At 70.9% G+C, this 16861-nt stretch carries 16 protein-coding genes; 11 read left to right on the forward strand and 5 right to left on the reverse strand.

Annotation, left to right across the window (positions count from 1 at the left end; genetic code table 11):
- Positions 1-98 precede the first annotated feature (98 nt).
- Positions 99-2414 carry a mechanosensitive channel protein gene (gene ybiO, locus ACGTNG_RS06800; RefSeq protein ID WP_394576256.1) on the forward strand — a complete coding sequence of 772 codons (2316 nt, stop codon included), beginning with the start codon at positions 99-101 and terminating at the stop codon, positions 2412-2414.
- Positions 2415-2773: 359 nt separating this feature from the next.
- Here ybiO and ACGTNG_RS06805 read toward each other — a convergent pair whose 3' ends face one another.
- The 4 genes from ACGTNG_RS06805 to hemC are packed head-to-tail and all read right to left on the reverse strand — an operon-like array spanning position 2774 to position 7370.
- Complete coding sequence (locus ACGTNG_RS06805; RefSeq protein WP_394576257.1) at positions 2774-4018, reverse strand: heme biosynthesis HemY N-terminal domain-containing protein; 1245 nt, start codon at positions 4016-4018, stop codon at positions 2774-2776.
- Positions 4015-5628 carry a uroporphyrinogen-III C-methyltransferase gene (locus tag ACGTNG_RS06810; RefSeq protein WP_394576258.1) on the reverse strand — a complete coding sequence of 538 codons (1614 nt, stop codon included), beginning with the start codon at positions 5626-5628 and terminating at the stop codon, positions 4015-4017. The genes ACGTNG_RS06805 and ACGTNG_RS06810 overlap by 4 nt, the downstream gene beginning before the upstream one ends.
- 6 nt (positions 5629-5634) lie before the next feature.
- The gene (locus ACGTNG_RS06815; RefSeq protein WP_394576259.1) at positions 5635-6429 is read right to left on the reverse strand and encodes a uroporphyrinogen-III synthase; all 795 of its coding nucleotides are present in this window, start codon (positions 6427-6429) and stop codon (positions 5635-5637) included.
- Complete coding sequence (gene hemC, locus ACGTNG_RS06820) at positions 6429-7370, reverse strand: hydroxymethylbilane synthase (protein ID WP_394576260.1); 942 nt, start codon at positions 7368-7370, stop codon at positions 6429-6431. Before hemC ends, ACGTNG_RS06815 begins: the two co-directional genes overlap by 1 nt.
- A 233-nt stretch (positions 7371-7603) precedes the next feature.
- Here hemC and argH point away from each other — a divergent pair, with 233 nt between their 5' ends.
- The 7 genes from argH to ACGTNG_RS06855 are packed head-to-tail and all read left to right on the forward strand — an operon-like array spanning position 7604 to position 13702.
- Positions 7604-9013: an argininosuccinate lyase gene (gene argH, locus ACGTNG_RS06825; protein WP_394576261.1), complete on the forward strand. Its 1410-nt coding sequence runs from the start codon at positions 7604-7606 to the stop codon at positions 9011-9013.
- On the forward strand, positions 9013-9201 hold the full coding sequence (lptM, locus tag ACGTNG_RS06830; protein ID WP_394576262.1) for an LPS translocon maturation chaperone LptM: 189 nt from the start codon (positions 9013-9015) through the stop codon (positions 9199-9201). The genes argH and lptM overlap by 1 nt, the downstream gene beginning before the upstream one ends.
- A 1-nt stretch (position 9202) precedes the next feature.
- Positions 9203-10483: a diaminopimelate decarboxylase gene (gene lysA, locus ACGTNG_RS06835; RefSeq protein ID WP_394576263.1), complete on the forward strand. Its 1281-nt coding sequence runs from the start codon at positions 9203-9205 to the stop codon at positions 10481-10483.
- On the forward strand, positions 10483-11316 hold the full coding sequence (gene dapF, locus ACGTNG_RS06840; RefSeq protein WP_394576264.1) for a diaminopimelate epimerase: 834 nt from the start codon (positions 10483-10485) through the stop codon (positions 11314-11316). The genes lysA and dapF overlap by 1 nt, the downstream gene beginning before the upstream one ends.
- Before the next feature lie 30 nt (positions 11317-11346).
- Positions 11347-12063, forward strand: a complete 717-nt coding sequence (locus ACGTNG_RS06845) for a DUF484 family protein (protein ID WP_394576265.1) — start codon at positions 11347-11349, stop codon at positions 12061-12063.
- Positions 12060-12977 (forward strand): tyrosine recombinase XerC, encoded by a 918-nt coding sequence (locus ACGTNG_RS06850; protein ID WP_394576266.1) that lies wholly within the window; start codon positions 12060-12062, stop codon positions 12975-12977. Before ACGTNG_RS06845 ends, ACGTNG_RS06850 begins: the two co-directional genes overlap by 4 nt.
- Positions 12974-13702, forward strand: coding sequence for an HAD family hydrolase (locus ACGTNG_RS06855; protein ID WP_394576267.1), 729 nt, complete (start codon positions 12974-12976; stop codon positions 13700-13702). Before ACGTNG_RS06850 ends, ACGTNG_RS06855 begins: the two co-directional genes overlap by 4 nt.
- A 45-nt stretch (positions 13703-13747) precedes the next feature.
- Here ACGTNG_RS06855 and yihA read toward each other — a convergent pair whose 3' ends face one another.
- Positions 13748-14374, reverse strand: a complete 627-nt coding sequence (gene yihA / locus ACGTNG_RS06860; RefSeq protein WP_394576269.1) for a ribosome biogenesis GTP-binding protein YihA/YsxC — start codon at positions 14372-14374, stop codon at positions 13748-13750.
- Positions 14375-14612: 238 nt separating this feature from the next.
- Here yihA and ACGTNG_RS06865 point away from each other — a divergent pair, with 238 nt between their 5' ends.
- The 3 genes from ACGTNG_RS06865 to ACGTNG_RS06875 all read left to right on the forward strand — a co-directional run bounded on the left by ACGTNG_RS06865 (position 14613) and on the right by ACGTNG_RS06875 (position 16856).
- Positions 14613-15233, forward strand: a complete 621-nt coding sequence (locus tag ACGTNG_RS06865) for a c-type cytochrome (protein WP_394576270.1) — start codon at positions 14613-14615, stop codon at positions 15231-15233.
- 152 nt (positions 15234-15385) lie between these two features.
- Entirely contained in the window at positions 15386-16018 is a 633-nt protein-coding gene (locus ACGTNG_RS06870) for a thiol:disulfide interchange protein DsbA/DsbL (protein WP_394576271.1), read from the forward strand.
- Position 16019: 1 nt separating this feature from the next.
- Entirely contained in the window at positions 16020-16856 is an 837-nt protein-coding gene (locus tag ACGTNG_RS06875) for an endonuclease/exonuclease/phosphatase family protein (RefSeq protein ID WP_394576272.1), read from the forward strand.
- Positions 16857-16861 lie beyond the last annotated feature (5 nt).

Raw genomic sequence — 16861 nt, forward strand, 5'->3', positions numbered from 1 at the left:
CCCAGCGGGTCGTGATCGCGGCGGCAAACCCGTACCATGCCGACTGAACCCCCTTTCCCGACACCCCATCCCCAACGCCAAGAGACGGAGGTCACTGCGTGATTCCTATGCGAGCCCTGACAGCCCTGTGCGGCTGGCTGCTGCTGGCCCTGGTGGCCTTCGCCGGCCCGGCCCAGGCCCAGCAAGCCGATGCCGGTGGCGAGCCGCCGGCCTACTCCACCCTGGCCGACCTGCTCGAGAACGCCGAGAGCCGCCAGCAGCTGATCGATCAGCTGCGCGGCCTGGCCGCGGACACCCCGGGAGCGGAAGCGGCCAGCGCCGCGGCCGATGCCGCCGCGACGCCCTCCCTGCCGCGGCAGCTGGCCCAGGCCACCAGCCGCATCGCCAGCGAGATCGGCACCCAGCTGGCCAGCGCCGCGGAAGCGGTCGGCGGGCTGGTCGCGGGCAGTGCCGAGGCCAGCGCCAGCTTCGACATGGCGGCCTTCAGCGAGGCGGCCATCAACCTGGGCCTGGTGATCCTCGCCACCGTCGCGCTGTTCCTAATCATCCGCTGGCTGGCCAAGCCGGTCTTCACCCGCATCAGCCAGTGGTCGCTCACCGACCAGGGACTCAATCCGGTGCTGCGCCTGGTGCTCTGCGTGGCCTTGGCCGCGCTGATCGACGTGCTGGTGGTGGCGCTGTCCTACGTCGGCGGCAACCTGGTCGCCACCTTCGCGGTCGGCGAGGCCGGCGAGCTCTCCACCCGGGCCTCGCTGTTCCTCAACGCCTTCCTGGTGATCGAGCTGCTCAAGGCCGGGGTGCGGATGCTCTTCTCGTCGCGCTACGAGGGGCTGCGCCTGCTGCCGATCCCCGCCGCCGACGCCTCCTACTGGAACCGCTGGATCGCCCGGCTCATCGGCCTCGTCGGCTATGGCCTGATGGTGGTGGTGCCGCTGATCAGCGCCTACCTGGCCCCGACCCTGGGCCAGAGCGTCGGCACCCTGATCATGATCGGCGCCTTCGTCTACGCGGTGGCGGTGGTACTGAGCAACCGCAAGCGGCTGCGTGACGCGCTCAATCGCAAGGCCCAGCAGACGACCATGGCCGCCAGCCGGGTCTCGCTGCAGCTGTTCGCCCGCACCTGGCACCTGTTCGCCCTGGCCTACTTCGTGATGGTGCTGGTGCTCACCCTCACGCGCGCCGCGGATGCCCTGCCCTTCGTGCTCATCGCGACCCTCAAGACGCTGGCGACGGTGCTGGTGGGCATGCTGGCCTCCAGCTTCCTGACCCAGACCATCGGCCGCCAGATCCGGCTCTCCGATGACCTGCGGCGCAAGCTGCCGCTGCTCGAGCCGCGCCTCAACAGCTATGTGCCCAACGCCCTGCGCGTCATTCGCGTGCTGATCCTGATCTCGGTGATCATGGTGGTGCTGAGTGCCTGGGGCGCCTTCGACCTGGCGAGCTGGTACGCCTCCGAGGCGGGCCGCGAGCTCGTCGGCAAGGTCGTCAGCGTGATCGTGATCCTGGCGGTGGCGGCGGCGGCCTGGCTGGGACTCGCCAGCCTGATCGAGCACAAGCTCAACCCCGAGACCGGCGGAGGAGTGCCCTCGGCGCGGGCCCAGACCCTGCTCGCGCTGTTCCGCAACGCCCTGGCCATCGCCCTGGTCACCATGACGGCGATGATCGTGCTCTCGGAGATCGGCATCAACATCGGCCCGCTGATCGCCGGTGCCGGCGTGCTCGGCCTGGCCATCGGCTTCGGCGCCCAGAAGCTGGTCCAGGACATCATCACCGGCATCTTCATCCAGGTGGAGAACGCCATGAACACCGGCGACGTGGTGACGCTGGGCGGCATCACCGGCACCGCCGAGAAGCTGAGCATCCGCTCGGTGGGCATCCGGGACCTGTCCGGCACCTACCACATCGTGCCCTTCTCCAGCGTCGACACCGTCTCCAACTACATGCGCGAGTTCGGCAACCACGTCGGCGAGTACGGCATCGCCTACCGCGAGAGCATCGACGAGGCCATCGAGCAGCTCAAGCTGGCCTTCGAGGACCTCCAGGCCAGCGAGGAGCACGGCCACCAGCTACTGGAGCCGCTCAGCGTGGCCGGCGTGGTGGCCCTGGCCGACAGTTCGGTCAACATCCGGGTCATCATCAAGACCACGCCCGGCGACCAGTGGGCCGTGGGGCGCGCCTACAACCGTCTGGTCAAGCTGCGCTTCGACGAGGCCGGCATCGAGATCCCCTTCCCGCACTCCACGCTCTACTTCGGCGAGGACAAGCAGGGCCGCGCGCCGGCGGCCAACGTGCGGATGCTGGAGGCCGCGTCGCGTCGGCGCCCGGCCGAGGATGCCCCCGGCGACGATAGCCGCCACGGCGTGCAAGAGATCGCCGACGCCGACCATCGCCAGCCCAACGAGAGCGAGGTCTAGGCGCTCCCCCCGCAGGCGCCCGCGGCGCCTGTCCGTCCCGACAGCGGGGTCGCCCATGGCGGCCCCGCTGTCGTTGATCGGGCGCGTGGGCGCCACAGGTGAGCGGGCCCGCCCCGGCAGGTGGTGGCGCCGCGCCAGGAGGCGGAGCAGCCCTCCAGACAGTCGCGATCGATCATCGACGCGCCGACGAGAAGGCACCGCCTCCAGGGCCGCGGGAGGCGAAGCCACCGGCGCTGCGTAAAAACCACCCGCACAGCAAGGGGGGCTGCCGAATGGCAGCCCCCCTTGCTGTGCGGTTCACCTCATGACGAGCCGGGTCAGGGTGACCCGGGCGAGCTTGGCTCAAGTTCGGGCGTGGCTCAGGACGCCGCCTTAGCCGCCGAGTCGGGTGTCTCGGTGGGTTGCGGCAGCGAGGGCAGCGACTTGTCGAGCAGCTCCACGCTCTGGCGGTAGAAGAGCTGGCTCTTCTGGTGCTCGCCCAGGTTCGCATAGAGCCGGGCCAGTTCCGCGCAGGCCACGCCGCTGGGCCGCTGGCGCTGGCTCGCCTCGAAGTACTCCTGCGCCTTGCCCCAGTAGGCATTCCGCAGTGCCAGGCGCCCCAGGGTAAGCAGCAGGTCCGGGTCGTTGGGCCGCTCCTGCAGCCACTTCTCGGCCACCACCAGCTGTCGGCGGGCATCCACGTCGAGCAGGCCGTAGCGCAGCACCAGGCGGCTGTCCCAGTGCTCCTTGAGGGAGTGGCGCAGCAGGCGTTCGGCGATGCCCTCCTGGTCGCCGCGCACCAGCGCCTCGGCATAGAGCACGATCAGGTCGTTGTTGGTGCGCAGGTAGTCGGGCATGTCGGCCCAGAGGTTGCGCACCCGCTCGATGTCGCCGGGGTTGCGCGCCTCCTGGCCGATCAGCTCGCGGTAGGCGCGCAGCTCAAGCTGCTCGCGCTCCTCGCGGGAGATCAGCTGCTGAGCGCCCAGCCGCGGCATCAGGCGGCGCAGGCCGTCCCAGTCGCTGACGCTGAGGTAGGCCTGCTTGAGCTGCTTGAGTACCTGGGGGTGATTCGGCAGGTGGCGATCCAGGCGGGTCAGGATCGCCAGCGCCTCCTCGTACTGCTGGCGATCCAGCATCAGCTGGGCCTGCATCATGCCCACTGCGGTGTCGGCGCCCTCGGTGCTCAGGTGCGCCCGCTTGAGCAGGGTGTCGGCCTGCTCGTAGCGCCCCTGGTAGTGGGCGGCCAGGGCCGCGGAGAGGTAGTTGACCAGCGGCGTGCTGGAGTCATCGGCGGCCTTGACCAGGGCCTTCTCGGCGCGCTTCCAGCGCCCCTCGGCGAGCGCCACCAGGCCGCGCACGGTGCGCTTCATGGCGGTGCGGTTGCGGGCCCGGCTGTTCCAGACCTTGAAGCGGCTGACCGGCCGAGTCAGGCGCATCAGCAGCCGCAGGCCGAAGTGCAGCACGATGAACACCGCCAGCAGGATGACGAGGCCGAACCAGAAGGAGGTCTGGTAGGAGGTGTCGCCCACCCGCACCAGCCAGTAGCCCGGCACCGACATCATCAGCTGGCCGAACAGCGCCCCGAGCGCGAGGCCCAGGACCACGATCAGGATCAGCTTTCTCATGCGTCATCTCCCTGGCCACCCTCGGCCTGGTCGGCGGAGCGGCTCTCGAAACGATGCTCGATGAAGCTCGCCAGCGCCTGCTGGGAGCCGCTGATGTCGGGCAGCTCGGGGCGGATGCTGCGCTGCTTGAGCTCCTCGAGGCGCGCGATCACCGACTGCACGCCGGCGGCGTCGGTATCGTAGTAGCCACGGATCAGCGTCAGGGCCTTGTCGAGGCTGGCCTCATAGAGCGCCTGCTCCTCCTTGAGCAGCGCCAGCTGGGACTGCTCGAGCACCAGGCGCACGCTCTGGCGGAGGTAAGACTCCTGCTCCGGGGCGATCAGCGCCTCCAGCGCCTCGTCGTGCTTGCGCACGGTGACCAGGCCCTTGAGCTCATTGCCGAAGCGCGACAGCTGCTGCTGCCAGCCGCCGGTGGGCGCCTCCTCGATGGTGGCGTCGGCGGTCATCTCCTCGATGTCCTGGGCCAGGGGCTGGCCGGCGATCAGCTCCTGCTGGGCGTTGAGCGCCAGGTAGAGGCCGGTGCGATCGACGGTCGGCACGGCCTCCAGGGCGGCGAGCTCGGAGGCGATCTCGCGACGCACCGGCACCAGGGCGGGATTGTCGGCCTCGCGCAGGCGCGCGTCGGCGGTGCGCAGCAGGGCCGCGGCGCCCTCGACGTCGCGCTCCAGCAGCAGGCGCTGGTTGGCCAGGCGCAGCAGGTAGGCGGCCTCGGCATGCAGCCAGTCGCGCTCGTCGGTGTCCTGCTCGCGGGAGAGCTCGTCGAGAACCCGGTCGAGGGTCTCGTCGACGCTGCCGCGGTAGTCGTCGAACTCGCCGCGCAGGCTGGAGAGGGTCGATTCGAGGGCCGCATCACGCTCGCTTTCGGCGCTCTGGAGCTGCGTTTCCAGGTCATCCAGGGCGGACTGGCTGGCGACGTCGGCGGGCAGGGCGGCGAGGCGCTGCTGCTGCGCCTCGAGCTTCTGCCAGGCCTGCCAGCCGAAGATGGCCACGCCGATGGCCAGCAGGATCACCAGTGCCAGCGCCACGACGGCGGACTTGCCGCCGCCCTGTCCGCCGTCGTTCGTGGCGGCGGCACCGCCCGCCGGGGGCTTGCCGCCGCCGGAGGCCTTGGCGCTGCTGGCGCCGCCCGATGCCGGCTGGTCGGCCGAGGCGTTCGACGCCTTGCTCTTGCCGGTGCTGGCAGCGCCCGCGGTCGGCTTGTCGGCCGAGCCACTCGACGCCTTGCCCTTGTCCGGGCTGGCAGTGCCCGAGGTCGGCTTTTCGGCCGCAGCGCTCGACGCCTTGGAGGCGTTGGCGGCACCGCCGGTGGTCGGCTTGTCGGCGGAGGCGTTCGACGCCTGGGGCTCGGTCGCGCCGCCCTGCCCTTTCGACGGGGTGGCGGACGAGGCGCTCGCCTCATCCGCTGCCGCCGCGTCCTGCTTCGCCTGCCCGGCCGCAGCGCTGGCCGGTGCCGATGATCCGCCCTTGCCCCGGCGGCGGGAGCGGCGGGAGGCCGAACCGCCGGCCTTGTCGGCCTCGCCGCCCCCCTGGCCGTCCGAGGTCGACGATGCGCCCTGGGCCGCATCCGAAGGCGTCTGCTGTTCGTCCTGATCGTTTGGTTGCTTGCTCATCTGTCGCTAGCCCTTTTCGAGATCATCATGATCGACATCGGCCTCCTCAGGGGCGCTGCTCCCGGCGACCGCGGCCGCCAGGGCGGCAGGGGTGGCACCCGACGCCACCACGGGGAAACGAAATCCCAACCTGCCGGCCAGTGTAGCCAACCGCGCGCTGGAAACGATTAGCGGTTGGTTCAAGGCGGCATCCGTACACCATCCTGCCAGATGTTCGAGAATTTCTCCGCTGCTGACCACCAACGCCCGGTAATCGCCCTCGGCCAGCCGCGCCTGCAGGGACGGCCTGGGGTCGAGCAGGCGACGCCGATAGACCGCCAGGCGCGTCACCCGCGCCCCGCGTGCCGCCAGGGTATCGGCGAGCAGGGGTCGCCCACCCTCGCCGGCCACCAGCAGCACGCGCTCACCGTCGAGGGTCCGCAAGGAGGCGAGGCGCAGCAGCGCCTCGCTGGTGTCTTCGCCGCTCTCCGGCGGCGGCACGTGCACACGCACCCCCAGGTGGTGATGCAGGGCGGCGGCGGTGGAGGCGCCTACCGCATAGTAGTCGATACCGACCGGCAGCTGTGGCCAGTAGCGGTCGAGCGCCTCGGCCAGGCACTCGGCGGCGAAGGGGCTCACCACCACCACCTTGTCGAACTGGTCGACGTCCAGCCAGGTGCTGCGCGCCACCGGCGTCTCCGCCAGCGGCTCGAGGCGCATGACCTCCAGGCGCGCCACGGGCAGGCCGCGGGCCTCGATGGCCTCGGCCAGCGGCGCCGCGCGCTCGCCCGGACGGGAGATCAGGACCGGTCGGCTCGCCATCAAACGGCGCCGTAGACCTCGGCGAGGATGTCGCCGGCACCCTGGTCGAGCAGCTCCTCGGCCACCCGGATGCCGAGCGCCTCCGGCTCGTGGATGGAGCCGCGCCCCTCGGCGCGCAGCACCCGGGTGCCCTCCGGGTTGCCCACCAGGGCGCGCAGCCAGAGGGTCTGGCCGTCGTTCTCGAACACGGCGTGGCCGCCGATCGGCACCTGGCAGCCCCCCTCCAGGCGGGTGTTCATGGCGCGCTCCGCCCGCACCCGGGTGGCGGTGGCCGCATCGTCCAGCGGGGTCAGCAGCGCCAGCAGCTCGGGGTCGTGCAGGCGACACTCGATGCCCAGCGCCCCCTGGCCGCAGGCCGGCAGGCAGACCTCGGGCGGCAGCTCCATGGCGATGCGCGCCTCGAGGCCCAGCCGCTTGAGGCCGGAGGTGGCCAGCAGGATGGCGTCGTACTCGCCGGCATCGAGCTTGCCGAGGCGCGTCTGGACGTTGCCGCGCAGGTTGAGGACCTCGAGGTCCGGGCGCGCCTCGCGCATCTGCAGGCCGCGACGCAGGCTCGAGGTACCGATGCGCGCGCCCTGGGGCAGCTCATCCAGCGAGGCGTAGCGGTTGGAGACGAAGGCGTCGGTGGGCTCGGCGCCCTCGAGGATCACCGAGAGCCCGAGGCTCTCGGGGAAGTGCATGGGCACGTCCTTCATGGAGTGCACGGCGATGTCGGCGCGACCGTCGAGCATCGCCTCCTCCAGCTCCTTCACGAACAGCCCCTTGCCCCCGACCTTGGCCAGCGGCGTATCGAGGATCTTGTCGCCGCGGGTCGACATCGCGACCAGCTCGACCTGCAGGCCGGGATGGGCGGCCATCAGACGGTCGCGAACATGCTCGGCCTGCCACATGGCCAGTTGACTCTTGCGGGTGGCGATACGCAGGGTATTGATGGCTTGCACGTGATTCTCCCGTACCGGTTGGCCTGCCGATGGCGCACGATGCGCTGGCGCCCGGTGATGACTTGATATGGCTTCATCATAAAGCACCGCGCGAAACAGGAAAAATCGCGTCGTGGCGACCGTTCGCCGCCCCTCGCCAGTCCCGCGGACTCTGGTACACTTTCCGCCATGTCAAGGCAGCGCCGCCACGGCGGCGCCCACCACCCCCATCGTCAAGCAGGATGCCCAGCCCGATGAGCCCGAGTCCTTCCAACCCCGGCACCAATCAGTCCTGGGGGGGCCGCTTCAGCGAGCCCACCGACGCCTTCGTCGAACGCTTCACCGCCTCGGTCGGCTTCGACCAGCGTCTCGCCCTCCACGACATCCAGGGCTCCGTCGCCCACGCCACCATGCTGGCGCGGGTCGGCGTGCTGACCGACGCGGAGCGCGACGCCATCCACCAGGGCCTCGACGAGATCCGCGGCGAGATCGAGCGCGGCGAGTTCGAGTGGTCGGTGGCCCTGGAAGACGTGCACATGAACATCGAGGCGCGCCTCACCGACAAGATCGGCATCACCGGCAAGAAGCTGCACACCGGCCGTTCGCGCAACGACCAGGTCGCCACCGACATCCGCCTCTTCCTGCGCGACGAGATCGACACCGTGGCCGCCGAGCTGGCGCGCCTGCGCGAGGGGCTGATCGAGTTGGCCGACCGCGAGGCCGACACCATCATGCCCGGCTTCACCCACCTGCAGACCGCCCAGCCGGTGACCTTCGGCCACCACCTGCTGGCCTGGCAGGAGATGCTGGCCCGCGACCACGAGCGCCTGCTCGACTGCCGCAAGCGGGTCAACGTGCTGCCGCTGGGCGCCGCGGCGCTGGCCGGCACCACCTACCCCATCGATCGCCACGTCACCGCCGAGCTGCTGGGCTTCGATCGGCCCGCCGAGAACAGCCTCGACGCGGTCAGCGATCGGGACTTCGCCATCGAGTTCACCGCCTTCGCCAGCATCCTGCTGATGCACCTGTCGCGGATGAGCGAGGAGCTGGTGCTGTGGACCAGCGCCCAGTTCGACTTCATCGACCTGCCCGACCGCTTCTGCACCGGCTCCTCGATCATGCCGCAGAAGAAGAACCCCGACGTGCCGGAGCTGGTGCGCGGCAAGACCGGGCGGGTCTATGGCCACCTGATGGGCCTGCTGACGCTGATGAAGTCCCAGCCGCTGGCCTACAACAAGGACAACCAGGAGGACAAGGAGCCGCTGTTCGACACCCTGGACACCGTCAAGGGCTGCCTGCGCGCCTTCGCCGACATGGCCCCGGCCATCGAGTCGAAGAAGCCCAGCATGGCCGAGGCCGCCCGCCGCGGCTTCTCCACCGCCACCGACCTGGCCGACTACCTGGTGCGCAAGGGTGTGGCCTTCCGCGACGCCCACGAGATCGTCGGCCAGTCCGTGGCCTTCGGGCTCAAGGAGGGCAAGGATCTCTCCGAGATGAGCCTCGAGGAGCTGCGGCAGTTCTCCGACACCATCGAGGCGGACGTCTTCGAGGTGCTGACCCTCGAGGGCTCGGTGGCGGCCCGCAACCACATCGGCGGCACCGCCCCGGACCAGGTGCGGGCCGCGGCGCAGCGCGCCCGCGATGCCCTGGCGAGCCTGGCCTGATGCGACGCTTCTTCCCCGCCGCCCTGGCCCTGACCCTCGCGCTGGCCGGCTGCGGCCAGAAGGGTCCGCTCTACCTGCCCGGCGACGAGGCGGCCGCCGAACGCTATGACCCTGCCGGTGAGCAGGCGACGTCAAACGACGACGCCGACCGGCAGGACGATGACACCGCCCGCGACGACGAGAGCTAGCATGGACCACTTCGAATACCGCGACGGCGTCCTCTATGGCGAGGACGTGCCGCTCACCCGCATCGCCGAGGAGTTCGGCACTCCCTGCTACGTCTACTCCCGGGCGACCCTGGCCCGCCACTACCGCGCCTACGCGGAGGCCCTGGGCGGCCATCCGCACCTGATCTGCTACGCGGTGAAGGCCAATTCCAACCTGGCGGTGCTGGGCCTGCTGGCGAAGATGGGCGCCGGCTTCGACATCGTCTCCGTGGGCGAGCTCGAGCGCGTGCTCGCCGCCGGTGGCGACCCGGCCCGGGTGGTCTTCTCCGGCGTCGCCAAGCAGGAAGCCGAGATGGCCCGCGCGCTGGAGGCGGGCATCAAGTGCTTCAACGTCGAGTCGCGCCCCGAACTCGAGCGCCTCAACGCGGTGGCGGGCCGGCTCGGCAGGCGGGCGCCGGTCTCGCTGCGGGTCAATCCGGACGTCGATGCCGGCACCCATCCCTACATCTCCACCGGGCTCAAGGACAACAAGTTCGGCATCCCGGTGGACGAGGCGCTGGCCGCCTACGAGCTGGCGGCCACGCTGCCCCACCTCGAGGTGGTCGGCCTGGACTGCCATATCGGCTCCCAGCTCACCGAGCTATCGCCCTTCCTCGACGCCCTCGACCGCCTGCTGGTGCTGCTCGAGCGGCTGCGCGAGCGCGGCATCGAGATCGAGCACCTCGACCTCGGCGGCGGGCTAGGCGTGCCCTACCAGCACGAGCACCCCCCGGCGCCCTTCGACTACGCCACCGCCCTGCTCGAGCGACTCTCGGCGTGGCCGGGCAGCGAGCGGTTGACCCTGCTCTTCGAGCCGGGCCGCTCCATCGCCGCCAACGCCGGCGTGCTGCTGACGCGGGTCGAGTTCCTGAAGCCCGGCGAGACCAAGAACTTCGCCATCGTCGACGCGGCCATGAACGACCTGATCCGCCCGGCGCTCTATCAGGCCTGGCAGGCGATCCTGGCCGTGGATACCCGCCACCCGCGCGACAGCGCCACCTATGACGTGGTCGGCCCGGTCTGCGAGACCGGCGACTTCCTGGGCAAGGATCGCGAGCTCGCCATCGCCGCCGACGACCTGCTGGCGGTGCGCTCCGCGGGGGCCTACGGCTTCGTGATGGCCTCGAACTACAACAGCCGCCCGCGCCCCGCCGAGGTGATGGTCGACGGTGACCGCACCCACCTGGTGCGTCGCCGCGAGCGCCTCGAGGATCTCTGGGCCGGCGAGGCGCTGCTGCCCGACGACGCACAAGAGGCCCGCTGATGCTCCTGCACTTCACCAAGATGCACGGGCTGGGCAACGACTTCATGGTGGTCGACCTGGTCACCCAGCGGGCGCGCTTCACCGAGGAGGAGATCCGCCGCCTGGCCGACCGGCGCTTCGGCATCGGCTTCGACCAGCTGCTGGTGGTCGAGCCGCCCCGCGCCCCGGAGATGGACTTCCGCTACCGGATCTACAACGCCGACGGCAGCGAGGTCGAGAACTGCGGCAACGGGGCGCGCTGCTTCGCGCGCTTCGTGCGCGACCAGCGCCTGACCCACAAGCACGAGATCCACGTCGAGACCGCCGGCGGCCCGCTGACCCTGGCGGTCGAGGACGATGGCCGGGTGCGCGTCGACATGGGCGCCCCGCGCTTCGCCCCCGAGGCGCTGCCCTTCGAGGCCGACGAGGACCGCGCCGTGCACGCCCTGGACGTCGACGGCGAGCGCCTCGAGATCGGCGTGGTCTCCCTGGGCAACCCCCACGCCGTGCTGCGGGTCGCCGACGTCGCGTCCGCCCCCGTCGAACGGCTGGGACCGGCCATCGAGGCCCACCCGCGCTTCCCGAAGCGGGTCAACGCCGGCTTCATGCAGGTGGTGTCCCCTCACGAGATCCGCCTGCGCGTCTTCGAGCGCGGCAGCGGCGAGACCCTGGCCTGCGGCACCGGCGCCTGTGCGGCCGTGGCCAGCGGCATCCGCCAGGGGCTGCTCGAGAGCCCCGTTACCGTGCACCTGCCCGGCGGCGACCTTTGCATCGAGTGGGGTGGCGACGACGCCCCGCTGATCATGACCGGACCGGCCGAGCGCGTCTTCGACGGCCGCGTCGTGCTGAACTGAGCCGTCCCCGCCACCCAAGGAGAAGTGCCCATGACCCGTGCCGCCCCCGACCCGCGCAAGACCCTCGATCCCGATCGGGTGGCCCAGTGGCTGGCCTGTCACCCGGACTTCTTCGTCGGTCGCGAGGGGTTGCTGCAGCAGCTCAAGGTGCCCCACCCCGAGACCCGCGGCGCCACCTCACTGCTCGAACGGCTGGTGCATGACCTGCGCGCCCGCGCCGAGCAGGCCGAATGGCGCCTGGAGCAGCTGCTGGAGTCGGCCCGCTTCAATGAGGGCCAGTATCGACGCACCCGGGAACTGGTCCTCGCGCTGCTCGAGGCCGAGGACAACGATGCCCTGGGCCAGGCGCTGGCCACCCAGCTGAGTGAGCACTTCCACACCCCGGCGGTGGCGCTGTGGTGCCCGGCGAGCCTCACCGACGCCGAGCCTCGCCCCCCCCAGGCGCCCCGCCAGGTGCTCGACGATCACGCCGGACAGCGCCTCGCGGCGCTGCTCGACGGTCGTCCCAGCCGCTGCACGCGGCTGACCCCCACCGACTGGAAGCGCCTGCTGCCCCACGTGCCGGCGCCCGCCAAGGCCGGCTCCTGCGCGGTGGCGCGGCTGACCCTGGGCGAGCCGCTGGGCTACCTGGTACTGGCGAGCCCCGATCCGGACCACTTCCGCGCCAGCATGGACACCCTGTTCACCGACTACGTGGGCGAGGTGGTGGCGCGCCTGCTGGTGCGCATGGCGCCCGCCTCGTCGTGAACGCCGAGACGCTCGCGCCCGCGGTCGAGGCCTTCCTCGCTGGGCTGGCGCGCACGGCGAGCCCCGCCACGGCGGACGCCTACCGGCGCGATCTCTCGGCCCTGATGGCCTTCCTCGACGCCGAGGCGATCGAGGCCTGGTCAGGGCTCGATGCCGCCCTGCTGCGCCGCTTTCTCGGCGGCGAGCGCCTGCGCGGCCTGGCCCCGCGCAGCCTGGCCCGGCGCCGCGCCGCGATCTCGCGCTTCGCCGCCCACCTGGTGGAGACGGGAGAGCTGGCGCACAACCCGGTCTCACTGGTGAAGGCCCCGCGCCAGCCCAGCCACCTGCCGCGCCCGCTGGACGTGGATCAGCTGGCCCGTTTCCTCGACACGCCCCACGACGACTCGCCGCTGGCGCGCCGTGACCAGGCGATGCTGGAACTCTTCTACTCCAGCGGGCTGCGCCTGGCCGAGCTGGCGGCGCTGGACCTCCCCGATCTCCAGCCCCAGCGGGTCAGGGTGCTCGGCAAGGGCGGCAAGCCCCGCCAGGTGCCCGTGGGCCGTCGCGCCCGCCAGGCACTGGAGGCCTGGCTCACCGTGCGCGGCCGGCTGGCCGACCGGGATACGCAGGCGCTGTTCGTCGGGGTGCGCGGAAGTCGCCTGGGACATCGCGGTATCCAGCGGCGCCTCGCCGAGCTGGCCAAGGTGCGGGGGCTCGCCGAGCATCTGCATCCGCACCGGCTGCGCCACTCCTTCGCCAGCCACCTGCTGGAGTCGAGCCAGGACCTGCGCGCGGTGCAGGAGCTGCTGGGTCACGCCGACCTCGCCACCACCCAGGTCTATACCCGGCTCGACTGGCAGCACCTGGCGGCGAGCTATGACGCCGCCCATCCGCGGGCGCGACGCCGCGACAATGACAGCGGAGAGCCCTCATGAGCCTGCGGGCGATCACCTTCGACCTGGACGACACCCTGTGGGACAACCGCGGGGTGATGGCGCGCACCGAGACCGGCCACTACGCCTGGCTCGACGAGGCCCTCGCGGACTGGCTGTCGCGCCGCGGCGAGTCGCGAGGGCGCTTCGCCGAGCGCTATCCCCTGACGGCCTATCAGGCGGCGCGCGGCCGGCTGGCCGAGCGCTTCCCGACGCGGCGCGGCGACTTCACCTGGCTGCGCGAACGCGCCCTGGTCGAACTGCTGGAGGCCTTCGGCCTGCCGCGCAGCGCCGCCTGGCTGTGGGCGGCCGCTGCCATGGGGCGCTTCCATGCGCTGCGCCTGGAGGTCGCGCCCCACCCCGAGGTGGAGCCGCTGCTCGAGGGCCTCGGCGACCGCTACCGGCTGGGCGCCATCACCAACGGCAACCTGGCGCTGCACCGCCTGGCACTGCATCGGCACTTCCGGGTGGCCATCGCCGCCGGCGAGATCCAGGCCCCCAAGCCGGACGCACGCCCCTTCCTCGCCGCCCTGGCGCGGCTCGAGACCGCGCCCTCGCGGGCGCTGCACGTGGGGGATTCCTGGCAGGAGGACGTGCTGCCGGCCCTGCGCCTGGGCATGCGGGCGGTGTGGATCGCCCCGCAGGCGCCGGTGGGGTCGCTGCCCGAAGGCGTGCACCGCCTGGCGCACGTTCGCGAGCTGCCGGCCCTGCTGGCCGACCTGAGCTAGTCGCTCCAGCGGCAGATGCCAGAGCAGCCGCGAGGGGAGCGCCCGTCAGTCGGCGGCGGGCACCGGCGCATCGAGCAGCCACTGGTCGAGGCGCGCATGCACCTCCTCGATGCCCTGCTTCTTGAGGGCAGAGAAGAGCTGGATGCTGACCAGGTCCTCCCACTCATGCAGCCGCGAGCGCACCTGCTGCAGGGCATTCTTCGCCGCGCCGCTCTTCAGCTTGTCGGCCTTGGTCAGCAGGATATGCACCGGCATGTCGGCCTCGTCGGCCCAGCCGAGCAGGGTCTGGTCGAACTCCGAGAGCGGATGGCGCACGTCCATCACCAGCACCAGGCCGCGCAGCGAGCCGCGCCGGCGCAGGTAGTCGGAGAGGTGACGCTGCCACTCCAGCTTGACCTGCTCCGGCACCTTGGCATAGCCGTAGCCCGGCAGGTCGACCAGCCGGTGATCGCTGTCCTCGCCGAGCCCGAAGAAGTTGATCAGCTGGGTGCGCCCCGGCGTCTTGGAGGTCCGGGCCAGCGCCTTCTGCCGGGTCAGGGCGTTGATGGCGCTGGACTTGCCGGCGTTGGAGCGGCCGGCGAAGGCCACCTCGGCGCCGTCGTCCGGCGGGCACTTGGCCAGGGTCGGGGCGCTGGTGAGGAAACGGGAGGCCTGATAGTTGAGTCGCGACATGCGGGAGAATCCTGACGTTGATCAAGGGCGCCACGGCTTGCATTCCCGCGGCTCGGGTGTTCCGTTATAATGCAGTGTCTTTGTCTGCGACCCGGGGCGCGTCAGTATACCACCGTGCTTCGGCCGCCAGCGACCGACCACCGCGTCGGCGACGACCGGCCACAGGGCACCCGGATCCAACCCGGGCGGCACCCGGGGTACGTACCGGCCAACAACGTAACGGGATAGTGGAACTGCGATGAGAAAGCTACTGGCAAGCCTGGCAATCACCATGGGCGCGGTCGGCGTGGCCCATGCCGACCTTCAAGCGGACGCCGATGCGGCAGCCGGTCGGGACAAGGCGCAGGCCTGCGCCGCCTGTCACGGCCAGCAGGGCATCAGCCCCTCCGGCGCCTTCCCCAACCTGGCCGGCCAGCAGGCCTCCTACCTGGCCAAGCAAATCATGGACATACGTGACGGCAACCGCATGGTGGCGCAGATGGCCGGCCAGGTGGACAACTTCTCCGACCAGGACGCCTGGGACGTGGCCAAGTACTTCGCCGAGATGGACCCGGCCCTGGGCCAGGCCGAGGACGACGAGGCGCTGATCGAGCGCGGCCGCGAGCTTTATCGCGCCGGCGACATGGCCAAGGGCATTCCGGCCTGCTCGGCCTGCCACAGCCCGAGCGGCGAGGGCATCGGCTCCGCGGTCTACCCGGCACTCTCCGGCCAGAAGCATGACTACGTGGTCTCCACCCTGCAGGACTTCGCCGCTGGCGCGCGGGCCAACGACCCCGCCGCCATCATGCGCAGCATCGCCGCCAAGATGAGCGACGACGACATGGCCGCCGTGGCCAATTACGTGCGCGGCCTGCACTGAGCCCCGCCCCGGCCCGCCGGGCACCGGCACTTCGAGGGCGGCCAGTGGCCGCCCTCGGCGTCTGAGGGGAACCCGGAGGCCGACGGGGCATCAAAGCCAGCGACGTGTCGCCCGCCGGCACCCGGATCATGTTTCATTCAAGGAGAGTCCCCATGCTGAAGACCCTGATGGTCGCCCTGGCCGGCCTTGGCCTGTCATCCCTGGTATCCGCCGCCCCCCTCGTCGAGGGCGAGCACTACACGGTGCTCGAGAACCCGGTGGAGACGCGGGTCGAGGACGGTCAGGTCGCGGTGACCGAGGCCTTCTGGTACGGCTGCCCGCACTGCTACGACCTGGAGGACCCGCTCAATGCCTGGGTCGCCGAGCAGCCCGAGGACGTGACCTTCCAGCGCATGCCGGCCACCATGGGCGGCGACTGGAACACCCACGCCTTCGCCTTCTATGCCGCCGAGCAGCTGGGGATCCTCGACGAGCTCCACGACGACTTCTTCCACGCCATCCACGAGGAGGGCCGTCGCCTGACCTCGGAAGACGACATCGCCGCCTTCTTCAGCGACTACGGCGTCAGCGAGGAAGAGGCCCGCGAGGCGCTGGCCTCCTTCGGCGTGAAGAGCCAGGTCAACCAGGCCCATGCCCGCATGCGCCAGATGCAGCTGATGGGCGTGCCGGCGCTGATCGTCGACGGCCGCTACCTGGTCTCGCCGAGCACCGCCGGCAGCCTTGGCAACATGCCGCAGATCGCCGGCGCCCTGGTCGACAAGGTCCGCGAGGAGCGCACTGACTGAGATGCCCCACCTGGCCGAGGCAAGGACACCGCTGCTCGACGGCGGCCACCTGAAGCTGCTCACCTTCAACCTTCAGGTGGGCATACAGACCTCGGCCTACCACCACTACCTGACGCGCAGCTGGCAGCACTTCCTGCCGCATCCGAAACGGCTGCAGCGTCTGGACATGATCGGTGAGGTGCTCGGCCGCTTCGACATCGTCGGCCTTCAGGAGGCCGACGGCGGCAGCTTCCGCTCGAGCCACATCAACCAGGTGGAATACCTCGCCACCCATGCCGGCTTTCCTCACCATTTCCAGCAGCTCAACCGTAACCTGGGTCGCATCGCCCAGCACAGCAACGGGCTGCTCTCGCGACTGACGCCGTCACGCATCGAGGAGCACCGCCTGCCCGGCACCCTGCCCGGCCGCGGGGCGATCCATGTCCGCTACGGCGAGGGCCCCGACGCCCTGCACCTGTTCGTCGCCCACCTGGCGCTGAGCCATCGCGGCCGAGTGCGCCAGCTCGACTACCTCAGCGAGATCATCCGCCCGCTGCGCCATGTGGTGGTGATGGGCGATCTCAACTGCACCCCGGACCAGCTGCACGGCCACGAGCGCTTCCGCGCCTCGCTGCCGCTGCACCCGGTGCGCCCGCCGCTCAGCTACCCCTCCTGGCAGCCGCGCCGCGCCCTGGACCACATCCTGCTCTCCGACTCGCTCCACGCGGACGAGGTACGGGTACTCGAGCACCTCTTCTCCGACCACCTGCCGATCGCCGTGGACGTGCGGCTGCCCGATGCCTGCCTGAGCAGCTGCCTGGCCGCCAGCCGGAAGACGAGCGAACGCCGTCGACACTGACGCTC

Source organism: Halomonas sp. B23F22_3 (assembly GCF_043496965.1).
Lineage (GTDB): Bacteria > Pseudomonadota > Gammaproteobacteria > Pseudomonadales > Halomonadaceae > Halomonas.

What these genes read in the sequence shown, in the direction of transcription:
- ACGTNG_RS06805 (WP_394576257.1), bottom strand. Translation starts at nt 4,018, where the DNA reads ATGAGAAAGCTGATCCTGATCGTGGTCCTGGGCCTCGCGCTCGGGGCG.
- ACGTNG_RS06810 (WP_394576258.1), bottom strand. Translation starts at nt 5,628, where the DNA reads ATGAGCAAGCAACCAAACGATCAGGACGAACAGCAGACGCCTTCGGAT.
- ACGTNG_RS06815 (WP_394576259.1), bottom strand. Translation starts at nt 6,429, where the DNA reads ATGGCGAGCCGACCGGTCCTGATCTCCCGTCCGGGCGAGCGCGCGGCG.
- argH (WP_394576261.1), top strand. Translation starts at nt 7,604, where the DNA reads ATGAGCCCGAGTCCTTCCAACCCCGGCACCAATCAGTCCTGGGGGGGC.
- lptM (WP_394576262.1), top strand. Translation starts at nt 9,013, where the DNA reads ATGCGACGCTTCTTCCCCGCCGCCCTGGCCCTGACCCTCGCGCTGGCC.
- lysA (WP_394576263.1), top strand. Translation starts at nt 9,203, where the DNA reads ATGGACCACTTCGAATACCGCGACGGCGTCCTCTATGGCGAGGACGTG.
- dapF (WP_394576264.1), top strand. Translation starts at nt 10,483, where the DNA reads ATGCTCCTGCACTTCACCAAGATGCACGGGCTGGGCAACGACTTCATG.
- ACGTNG_RS06845 (WP_394576265.1), top strand. Translation starts at nt 11,347, where the DNA reads ATGACCCGTGCCGCCCCCGACCCGCGCAAGACCCTCGATCCCGATCGG.
- ACGTNG_RS06855 (WP_394576267.1), top strand. Translation starts at nt 12,974, where the DNA reads ATGAGCCTGCGGGCGATCACCTTCGACCTGGACGACACCCTGTGGGAC.
- yihA (WP_394576269.1), bottom strand. Translation starts at nt 14,374, where the DNA reads ATGTCGCGACTCAACTATCAGGCCTCCCGTTTCCTCACCAGCGCCCCG.
- ACGTNG_RS06865 (WP_394576270.1), top strand. Translation starts at nt 14,613, where the DNA reads ATGAGAAAGCTACTGGCAAGCCTGGCAATCACCATGGGCGCGGTCGGC.
- ACGTNG_RS06870 (WP_394576271.1), top strand. Translation starts at nt 15,386, where the DNA reads ATGCTGAAGACCCTGATGGTCGCCCTGGCCGGCCTTGGCCTGTCATCC.
- ACGTNG_RS06875 (WP_394576272.1), top strand. Translation starts at nt 16,020, where the DNA reads ATGCCCCACCTGGCCGAGGCAAGGACACCGCTGCTCGACGGCGGCCAC.